Source organism: Flavobacterium sp., from assembly GCF_965657075.1.
Classification (GTDB): domain Bacteria; phylum Bacteroidota; class Bacteroidia; order Flavobacteriales; family Flavobacteriaceae; genus Flavobacterium.
The window spans coordinates 9,443-21,346 of record NZ_CBFHMV010000029.1 but is presented as its reverse complement, the minus strand read 5'-3'; the positions used below and the strand labels follow the sequence as shown (position 1 = coordinate 21,346).

Sequence of the window (11,904 nt, the reverse complement as noted above, 5' to 3'; positions counted from 1 at the left end):
AATTACAAAACAATCGAAGAATTTAATAATCAAAACAACATTTACAAAAATGTCGCTTAACTTAAACTGTAATTTTTTTTTGCATATCCACGAATTAAAGCAATGAAAAATAATGACAACAATTCTTTTTAGGATTGTAAACTCCAGTTTAAAAAAAACCGTCTCAACATATATTGAGACGGTTTGTAATAATCAATAAAACTTTTCTACTATTGTTTAATCATTTTAAAAGTTTGTGATATTGTTCCTTGTTTTGCTACGATTAAGTACATCCCTGTAGGATAATAATTTCCTATGTTTTGACTTGTTATTTCACTAGCTTTTACTGAGTCACTTTCTATAATTTTTCCTGTTGCATCGTATACTTGATAAAACAAATTGTCTTTTACACCATCTAATGGTCTAATGCTAAAGGATGTTGTAAATGGGTTTGGATAAGCTGTCATTATTGATGCTACTGAAGATTTAGTATTTTCTGATACAGCTTCTTGTTTTGCAATAGCACCTGGGTCTGATCCGATAGTTATATCACAAGGTGAACTTTCGTCTCCGTATTGAGTGCCCATTTTTACTTGAACTTTTACTTGGTAAGTAGTATTAAAAGTAAAACTCATTTGAGAAAAATCAAAGTAATTATATGCATTTTCTATTGATGCAAGTAAAGTTGATCCTGCAGCATCATAAACATTAAATTTATACGCCGTTGCATTTGTTATCTCATTTGCATATACTACTTCACTATAAGCAATGGTTGTTCCACATAGTGGGGAGAAAATTTTAGTCACAGCGATTGAAGGAGTATACACATTACAAGGATCACCATACGAACCTAGTTGAGCATTACTATGAATTCTAACACGAACAGTATATTCACCTCCAAAAACTAGTGGTAATCCATCTACTTCTGACAATCTAAATTTAGAATCGTTAGAGATAACTGTTGTGTAAAATGTTCCATTATACGTAACTTCAAATTCATATGCACCAGCTCCAACAACTCCTGCAGCATAAATATTAGAAGTAGTAGCACTTAAAGTCGCTCCACAAGATGTAGCATGTAATGTTGTTGTAGGGATCGAAGGCGTATAAACATTACAAGGTTCACCATACGAACCTAGTTGAGCATTACTATGAATTCTAACACGAACAGTATATTCACCTCCAAAAACTAGTGGTAATCCATCTACTTCTGACAATCTAAATTTAGAATCGTTAGAGATAACTGTTGTGTAAAATGTTCCATTATACGTAACTTCAAATTCATATGCACCAGCTCCAACAACTCCTGCAGCATAAATATTAGAAGTAGTAGCACTTAAAGTCGCTCCACAAGATGTAGCATGTAATGTTGTTGTAGGGATCGAAGGCGTATAAACATTACAAGGTTCACCATACGAACCTTGTTGAGCATTACTATGAATTCTAACACGAATACTATATTCACCTCCAAAAACTAGTGGTAATCCATCTACTTCTGACAATCTAAATCTATAGTCATTAGACAAAACGGCTGTATAAACATCGCCATTATAAGTAACCTCAAATTCATATCCATAAGCTCCAACGACTCCTGCAGCATAAATATTAGAAGTAGTAGCAGTTAAAGTGGCTCCACAAGATACAGTATGTAATGTTGTTGTAGGAATCGAAGGTATATAAACAACACAAGGATCACCATACGAACCTGATTGTCCATTGCTATAAATTCTTACCCGAACACTGTATTCACCACCAAACAATAGTGGTAATCCATCTACTTCTGACAATCTAAATCTATAATCATTAGACAAAACGGCTGTATAAACATTGCCATTATAAGTAACCTCAAATTCATATACAGAAGCTCCAACGACTCCTGCAGCATAAATATTAGAAGTAGTAGCAGTTAAAGTGGCTCCACAAGATACAGTATTTAATGTTGTTGTAGGAATCGAAGGTGTATAAACAACACAAGGATCACCATACGAACCTGATTGTCCATTGCTATAAATTCTTACCCGAACACTGTATTGACCACCAAAAACTAGTGGTAATCCAAATACTTCTGACAATCTAAATCTATAGTCATTAGACAAAACGGCTGTATAAACATCGCCATTATAAGTAACCTCAAATTCATATCCAGAAGCTCCAACAACTCCTACAGCATAAATATTTGAAGTAGTAGCACTTAAAGTTGCTCCACAAGATACGATATGTAATGTTGTTGTAGGAAGCGTACTTACCCACTTAGCGTATAAAGTAATATCTGAGTCGCCCATTGTATAGCTAGCCCCATCGGCATAGGTAACTGTACCTTCACTGGTAGTTGCCCATCCTGTAAATGCATAGCCCTCGCGGGTAAATACATTACTGCTTAGATTTTCCATTGAACCATAAGTAATAATCAGGGTTGTCATTGTACCGTTACCTCCATTTGCATCAAAGGTGATCGTGTATTCATTAGCAGTCCATTTCGCATAAAACGTAACATCATTTGATATAGTATAGGAATCTCCTACTGCATAACTGGTTCCTGTGCCATCCGAAGCTGTATTCCAACCTGAAAATGCGTAGCCATCTCGAGTAAATAATCCTCCAGTTAAATTTACAATTGAACCAAATGGAAGCATTTGGTCATTAGTCATCATAATAGAACCCCCATTCGCATCGAAAGCAAGCGTATAGTAATTAGCTGTCCATTTCGCATACAGCGTAACATCCTCTGATAATGTATAGGAATCTCCTTCTGCATAACTGGTTCCTGAACCATCTGAAGCTGTATTCCAACCTTCAAAAGTAAACCCGGTTTTTTCTAAATTACCGGTGTTGGAAGCTAAGCTTACAGAAGTTCCACTAGCCCCTGTTGTTACTGCAGGAACCGATCCTAATGTATTGCCATTACTATGGTAAGTAACAGATTTACCAACTACAAAAACCCAAGCTGCTCCAGCATTACTGTTATCAAAATTTCCACCCACTATAGCTGTATTTCCATCTGCACTCATAGATACCGATCTACCTTGCTTAGCATTTGCTCCCAAACTTCCGGAACCTACTAGTTTACTTCCCTGTTGAATCCATGAATTACCAATTCGGGTAAATATCCAAGACGCTCCTCCAGCAGTGTTATTATCATTATTTCCACCCACTATAGCTGTATTTCCATCTGCACTAAGCGACACAGATCCACCAAATCTAGCACCTCCGATAATATCTGAACCAACTAATTTATTTCCCTGTTGGCTCCAGTTGCTACCAATACGGGTATATATCCAAGTTGCTCCTGCACCGGCATTATCAAAACTTCCACCCACAATGGCCGTATTTCCATCTGCACTCAATGCTACGGAATAACCTTGAAAAGACGATCCAATTGCACCTGTGCCTACTAATTTATCGCCCTGTTGGGTCCAAGAAGTACCATTACGGGTATATATCCAAGTTGCTCCTTTACCGGCATTATCATAATATCCACCTACAATAGCAGTATTTCCATCTGCACTTAGCGATACGGAATAACCTTGATAAGCTCCTGCTATAGCTCCTGTGCCTATTAATTTATCGCCTTGTTGTATCCACGATGTACCACTACGGGTAAACACCCAAGCTGCTCCGACTCCGTTATTATCATTATTGCCTCCTACAATAGCGGTGTTTCCATCTGCACTCATGGATACGGACCAGCCCTGTTGAGCAGCTCCAACAGCATCATTACCTACTAATTTATTGCCCTGTTGACTCCAGGTGGTACCATTACGGGTATATATCCAAGCTGCTCCGGTATTGCTGTCATCTCCATACCCACCCACTATTGCGGTATTACCATCAGCACTCATGGATACAGACCAGCCTTGATGAGTTGCCCCAACAGCTCCTGTACCCACTAATTTACCATCCTGCTGAATCCAGGTATTATTTATACGGATATATACCCAAGCTGCTCCAATACCTGAATCATCATTATGCCCTCCAATAAGTGCAGTATTTCCGTCTGCACTAAGCGACACTGAAACACCTAGTTGGGTTCCTGCCGAAGCTTCTATCCCTACTAATTTATCGCCTTGTTGTAAGGATGGATATGGAGTAGTTGTTACTGTAAAAGGTTCTGAGCTAGCTGCAGTACCTGTAATTGTATTTATAGATATTGCACCAGTAGAGGAACCCGGCATTACCATACCTACTAAAGTACTGCCTGTATTAGAAACTACTATAGCTGTGGCTCCTCCTATAGTAAATGAGGTAGGGTTACCTAAATTGTTACCTGTAATAGTTACCAAAGTTCCTGGGTTACCACTTGTAGGTGTAAAAGAAGTAATGGTTGGTGGAGGAATTGGAATCCATGTCGAATAAAGTGTAACATCCTCTGATAAAGAGTAGGAATCTCCTTCTGCATAACTGGTTCCTGAACCATCTGAAGCTGTATTCCAACCTTCAAAAGTAAACCCAGTTTTTTCTAAATTACCGGTGTTGGAAGCTAGGGCTACAGAAGCACCATTAGCCCCTGTTGTTACTGCGGGAACCGTTCCTAATGTATTGCCATTACCATTATACGCAACGGTAGTAGGAACTACAAAAACCCAAGCCGCTCCAGTATTGCTAGCATCAGCATCTCCACCCATTATAGCGGTTTTGCCATCAGCACTAAGTGAAACAGAGATCCCCTGTTGAGCACTTCCAGAAGTTCCAGTACCTACTAATTTATTTCCCTGTTGGCTCCACGAAGTACCACTGCGGGTATATACCCAAGCCGCTCCAATATTGCTAGCATCCGAATATCCACCCACCATTGCGGTATTACCATCAGCACTCAATGCTACAGAATAGCCCTGTTGAGCACTTCCAGAAGCTCCAGTGCCTACTAGTTTATTGCCCTGTTGACTCCACGAAGTGCCATTACGGGAATATATCCAGGCCGCTCCGGTAGTGCTGGCATCCGAATATCCACCTACCATTGCGGTATTACCATCAGCACTCATGGATACAGACCAGCCCTGACGAGCACTTCCAGAAGCTCCAGTGCCTACTAATTTATTGCCCTGTTGGCTCCACGTAGTGCCATTGCGGGTATATATCCAAGCTGCTCCAGTATTGCTAGCACCATACCCACCTACTATTACCGTATTTCCGTCTGCGCTTAATGATACAGAACTACCTTGATATTGAAAAAATATGCTGCCTGAACCGACTAATTTACTTCCTTGTTGGATCCAAGTACCTTCGTTACGAACAAAGATCCAGACTGCACCTCTACCAGTATTATCTGCAGAAGCACCAATTATAGCAGTATTTCCATCTGCACTCAATGCTACAGAACGACCCTGTCGAGCAGCTCCTAAAGCACCCGAACCTACTAATTTATTTCCTTGTTGGCTCCACGTATTGCCAATACGGCTATATATCCAAGCAGCCCCCCTGTTATTATTATCAGTCCACCCACCCACAATAGCGGTATTTCCATCTGCACTCATGGATACGGAATAACCCTGACTAGCAACCCCAACAGCTCCTGTGCCTACTAATTTATCGCCTTGTTGGCTCCATGTAGTGCCATTACGGGTATATATCCAAGCCGCTCCAGTATCACTATTATCCCTATATCCTCCCACGATAGCGGTGTTTCCATCTGCACTTAGTGATACGGAAAATCCCAATCTAGCAGTTCCAATAGCACCTGTACCTACTAATTTATCGCCTTGTTGTAAGGATGGATATGGAGTAGCTGTTACTGTAAATGTTCCTGAGCTAGTAGTTATGCCACCTCCTGTACCGATGGATATTGTACCAGTAGAGGAACCTGGCATTACCATGCCTACTAAAGTACTGCCAGTATTAGAAACCACTATAGCTGTGGCTCCTCCTATAGTAAAGGCGGTAGGGTTACCTAAATTGGCACCATTGATAGTTACCAAAGTTCCTGGATTGCCACTTGACGGGGTAAAAGAAGTTATAGTGGGTGGTAGTGGTGACCATTTCGCATAGAGCGTAATATCTTGTGATAAAGTATAGGGAGCACCAATAGAGTAACTTACTCCTAAACCATCCGAGGTCGTATTCCAACCACTAAATATATACCCATTTCTTGTTAAATTTCCGGTATTGGAAGCCAAGGTTACCGATGATCCATTGACCCCCGTTGTTACTGCAGGAACCGATCCTCCGGTATTGCCATTGCCGTGGTAAGTAACAGATTTACCAACTACATAAACCCAAGTTGCTCCTGCACCGTTATTATCATTAAACCCTCCCACGATAGCGGTATTTCCATCTGCACCAATCGATACGGAGCAGCCCTGTCTAGCCTGTCCTATGGCTCCAGAACCTACTAATTTACTTCCCTTTTGACTCCAATTGCTACCATTGCGGGTATATACCCAAGCTGCTCCTGCACCGGCATATGTCCAAGTTGCTGATCCGACGGCATTATCATGGTATCCACCCACAATAGCGGTATTTCCATCTGCACTCATGGATACAGAATAACCCAGTCTAGCAGCTCCTAAAGCATCTATCCCTACTAATTTATTTCCTTGTTGACTCCAGCTGGTACCATTACGGGTAAATATCCAAGCTGCTCCGGTTCCGTTATTATCATTATTACCACCGACAATGGCCGTATTACCGTCAGCACTCAATGAAACAGAACAACCTTGCTCAGCAGCTCCTGAAGCATTTGTGCCAACTAATTTACTTCCTTGTTGGCTCCACGTAGTTCCAATACGGGTATATATCCAAACTGCTCCAGTACTACTATTATCACCATATCCAGCCACCATCGCGGTATTTCCATCTGCACTCATCGATACTGAACTGCCTTGCCAAGCATCTCCAATAGCTCCAGAACCTACTAATTTATTACCCTGTTGGCTCCAGACGGTGCCACTGCGTGTAAATATCCAAGCTGCTCCGACTCCGTTGTTATCATTATTACCTCCGACAATAGCTGTGTTTCCATCTGCACTAAGTGAGACCGAAATACCTTGTTGAGTTCCTTCTGATGCTCCCGTACCAACTAGTTTATTTCCTTGTTGGCTCCACGTAGTGCCATTACGTTTATATATCCAAACTGCTCCTGACCAATTGTTGTCTCCACCTCCACCTACAATAGCGGTGTTTCCGTCTGCACTTATTGATACGGACATACCTTGATAAGCTTGGCCTATAGCTCCAGAACCTACTAATTTACTTCCTTGTTGGTTCCAAGTGCTACCATTACGGGTATATATCCAAGCTGCTCCGATATAGTTGTTATCCCTAACTCCGCCAATAATAGCAGTTTTCCCATCTGCACTCAATGATACAGATCCGCCTTGACGAGCACTTCCTGAGGCTCCTGTGCCTACTAATTTATTGCCTTGTTGAGCTGAAGGATAGGGAGAAGTTGTTACAATAAAGCTTCCTGTACTTGTAGCTGCTCCACCTCCTGTACCGATGGATATTGCACCAGTAGTGGCACCTGGCATCACCATACCCACTAAAGTGCTACCCGTATTAGAAACCACAATGGCAGTGGCTCCTCCTATAGTAAAAGATGTAGGGTTGCCCAAATTGGCACCTGTAATAGTTACCAATGTTCCTGGGTTGCCGCTTGAGGGTACAAAAGATGTTATGGTGGGTGTTGCTACTAGTTTTGTATCAAGCGTAATTTCTTTTAAAGAAGGATTTGAATTGCTCTCTTTTTTCCAATTTTCAAAGTTATGTATGGTTATATCTAAACAACCATAGTTGTATGATAGTAAACTAAACGTTTTATAATTTTCAATATTTAAAAGAGTTATAGAAACTTTTTTATTGCTATTGTATGCAAAAGTTAATGTGTTAGCAAACAATATCGCATAGGTTATGAAAAATAAAAGTAAGTGTTTTTTCATGATGTTTATTTTAAATTTATAATATTCGATAAAAAATTAAAGTCTAACTGTTGTATTTATACTTAATAATGAATTATATATTTATAGCAAATCTCCAAAATCAAGTATCCAATAAAAGTTTATCATTCTATTTTGCTTTAGCATTTTAGATTAGTGAAACTAATTACTAATTAAAACGAAATATGTATTATTTGAATTCATTTCTTTTTACTCTTAATTTTTTTCTTTGCTTTATTCTTTTTAAATAGTTTTAATACATTGCTAATTAATAAAAATCAAACTTACTCAACTTGTCTAATTGTTGAGCGATTTACTACCCCCCGAAAAACCCCCGGGGAAGAAAAAAAGTTGATTTATTTCTATAAAATTAAAAGTATTGCCGTTTTTTAAAATAATTCTTCGAGCTATTTTTAAAAAAATAACATCAGGAGTCAGAAGATAAAATTTTCCAGTTTTAAAGTAAAAAAACCTCTTGTTTTAAAAGAGGTTTAATTGGTTCAACTTGTGGGTGAGAAAAAAAAATAAATTTATGAGGAAGTAGTATAAATTAGTTGTTTAAAATCTAATGCTACTTTAAATTGCAAAAAACAAACATTACTTTGTGTAATTTAAGTCCTAAATTAAATTGTTCTCTATTATATTTCCTTATTTGAGAATATATTTTCCATTTAAAAGTACAAACTTTCTTTTATGAGTTATAGTTTAGAGATAAATGATGTTAGATTTGTGTTAGTGTCCAAATTCATTTTTTTTCGTATTAGACTACGATTGTTTTCAATGGTTTTAATGCTACGCTGCAATATTTCAGAGATTTCTTTAGACGTTAAGTTTAAACGAAGTAGTGTTACTATCCTTAACTCAACAGGAGATAAATCTGGGTAATTGCTAATAATTTTTGAATAAAAATCACTATGAATGGTTTTAAACCGTAAATCAAATTCCTCCCAAATAGCAGAACTTTTTGATGAAAATTTGATTTTATTTACAATTTGTACCATCTCATTATTTGTCACTGATTTTGAATTTATTAGTTCTTCAATTTCAGAGACTATTTGTAGATTATTTTCTTTAAGATTTAGAATGTTTAACGTTTTTTGAGTTAATTCATTATTTTTTAATTGAATTTCCAATTTCATTTTATCTGCTGTAATTTCAGCGATTTTATTTTCTTGCAAAGATTTTTTCCTTTTGTAGAAAATCCAAGCTCCAAAAAGCGATAAAATAAGAGATAAAATAATTAAATATACAATAGTTAATTTGTGCTTTGTTTCTTTTTCACTCATTTCTAAGATGAGTTTTTCTTTTTTAGTAGTTTCATATTTTGTTTGTAATTCTGCAAATTGGTTGTGCTTCTCTGCAGATATTAAACTATCATTTATTTCATTGAACAAGGATTGATATTCAAACGCTTTTTTAAAATTATTTTTAGCTTTGTACACATTCGTTAACCGTTCATAAATCTCTAATTTTTCTTTTGGAAGCTTCAAAATTTCAGCATACTTAATCGCACTGTCTAGACTTGTAATGGCGTCATCGTAGTTTTTATTAAGAAAATGGGTATTTCCAATATTAGCGTAATTAAGTACTAAACCATAGATGATTTTTTCTTTTTTACAAATCTCTAAAGACTTATTAAAAATCTCAAATGCTTTTTTATAGTTACCTTGTTTTTCATATATATTACCTAAATTCACGTAGTTTTGTGCCATTACCAATCTACTTCCTAATTTTTCAGAAATAGCTAAAGATTTTTCATAATATACAATCGCTTTGGTAATAGAATCTATTGATTTATATGTAACACCTAAATTAGCATAGTTTTGTGATAAATTATATAAATCTCCGACTGTTTGATTAATTTTGATGGATAAGTTGAAGTATTTAATAGATTTGTCATAAAATTTAAAATCTGCATTAATATTTCCTAAATTATTGTAAACTACGGCAAGTGATTTTTTTTTGTTCAACCTCTCAAAAATCTCTGCTGCTTTTAAATTATTTTGAATTGTTAAATTGTAATCGCCTTTAATAAGATATATTTTTGCTTTATTATTATAAATTGTTGCTTGTACAGGTTCGTTTTTTTTATCAATTGTAAGTTCTTCAGCTTCTTTTAATAAATTGAGAGCAGCATCGAATTCTCCTCTGTTATAAAAAACATTATTAAGTATTATAAGTGCTTGTATTTTGTTGAAATCATTATCATCCAATTTTTTTAGTACCTTTTTAATTTGCTTTTCGGCTTCATCATATTTTCCTAAAGTATATAGAATTTGTGCATTTTGAAGTGTTGAATTTTCAAAACCTTTTTTATAAGATAATTTATTAGAAGTCTCTATAATACGTTTTGAGAATGTAAAAGCAGTTTTGGGTTCTGAATTTATGATTTTTTCAACGTTTAAAATCATCGCATCAATCCAATCTTCGTTTTTAATTTTTGAATTTGATAAATTTTTTAAGCTATCCATACTAGTTTGTGCATAAATAGTCCCTGTAAATTGAAGGATAAATAAAAGATAAACTAGAATACGAATTGGTTTCATATTGTTCAACATTTGTAGCTCATGATTAAAGCCAGATGGTAGCAATTTTTTAAAGCTAAAAAAATAATAAAAATCTAAAATTTTAATGCTATTAACTCTAAAAAATATTATTTATCAAATATAATAAAATTTAGTTAAGATGCATGATTTTAGACGTTTTTGTAGATGATAATTCTAACTATCTATTTATGTAAAACTAAAAAAATAGTGATTTAAACTACCTGTATTATCCTTTATATTAAACTATTACACCAAATAAATATACCCCTTTTAGTTAGTAACTATTTGGGGCATATTTATTTAAGATATTAATTAGCAAAAAAGTTCCAATTAATTAAGACTTTTATATTGTAAACTTCTTTTTTAATAATTTCTTTTTCTCTTTTTTTGAAATACAAACAATACTTTTTGTTATTTGTAAAAATATTCAAATAATAAAATTTTAAAAAAAAGTAGTGTTTGCAACTAATAAATATTTTTTCAACATCATTAATATCTAGAGTTATAGAATTATATTTATTTTCAATTTTAATAAAATTATTTTCTAAACATTGTATTTTCATCAAATAGTTAATTAGATATTTTTCTATTGTTTAATCATTTTTATTGTTTTGTTTAGTTGCCCTTGTTTAAGGATAACAAGATACATTCCAGTTGGGTATTTAGATCCAATTTGGAATTGGTTTAGTTCTTCAACTTTAACAACATTCATTTCTAATAATTTTCCTGTTATATCAAATACTTGATATGAAATAGGTTCTATACTATCTGATATAGATTCAATGATAAAGGAGTCACTAAAGGGATTAGGATAGGCTTTTAATTCTAAACTATCATTTGTGTTTACAACTTCTTTAGCAATTGTAATTCGGCATAAAGAAGATTCGTTTTCATAGCCCACATTTTCTTTGTTTGTTTTCACTGCAATTTGATACGAAGCACCTTCGGTATAATTAAAATCAGCAATAGAAAAGAAATTATCAGGTTTTTCTAATTCAACAACTAATTCATTATTCTCGTCATAAATTGCAAATACATAAGATTTTTGATTTGGAATAATATTAGCATAAATCACATCATTTTTATTAACTATTGAGCCACAATGCAATGGGTTTAGAGTAGGAGTTTGTATCTGTCTAGCTAAATTACTTAAAGTAATACTACAAGGCGTACCTTCTTGACCATAATCGCTGTTAATTTCTACTTGTACTTTTACAATATAAGTTGCTCCATAAGTAAATGAATTTTGTGAAAATCTAAACCATCTTTGTGTACTTTCATATGAAAAGATAAGACTAGTTCCTGTTGCGTCATAGACATTAAATCGATAAGACGTAGCTCCTAAAACTCCAGTTGCATATAAAACCTGTGTAGGTTCTACATCTGATATTCCACAATATGCTGATGCTAATGAAGTGGTTATAGGTCCTGCCAAAGTAATACTACAAGGCGTACCTTCTTGACCATAATCGCTGTTAATTTCTACTTGTACTTTTACAATATAAGTTGCT

At 35.4% G+C, this 11,904-nt stretch carries 3 protein-coding genes; all 3 read right to left on the bottom strand.

Going from position 1 to position 11,904, the window contains the following annotated elements; translation table 11 throughout:
* Positions 1 to 209: 209 nt before the first annotated feature.
* Positions 210 to 7,850 carry an InlB B-repeat-containing protein gene (locus ACTF56_RS11920; protein WP_438967133.1) on the bottom strand — a complete coding sequence of 2,547 codons (7,641 nt, stop codon included), beginning with the start codon at positions 7,848 to 7,850 and terminating at the stop codon, positions 210 to 212.
* Positions 7,851 to 8,545: 695 nt separating this feature from the next.
* Entirely contained in the window at positions 8,546 to 10,060 is a 1,515-nt protein-coding gene (locus tag ACTF56_RS11915; protein ID WP_438967132.1) for a tetratricopeptide repeat protein, read from the bottom strand.
* A gap of 919 nt (positions 10,061 to 10,979) precedes the next feature.
* Positions 10,980 to 11,904, bottom strand: a 925-nt coding sequence (locus ACTF56_RS11910) for a T9SS type A sorting domain-containing protein (RefSeq protein ID WP_438967131.1), incomplete at its 5' end; no start/stop codon positions are given.

Coding starts and splice junctions, on each gene's coding strand:
- ACTF56_RS11920 (WP_438967133.1), bottom strand. CDS start 7,850: ATGAAAAAACACTTACTTTTATTTTTCATAACCTATGCGATATTGTTT.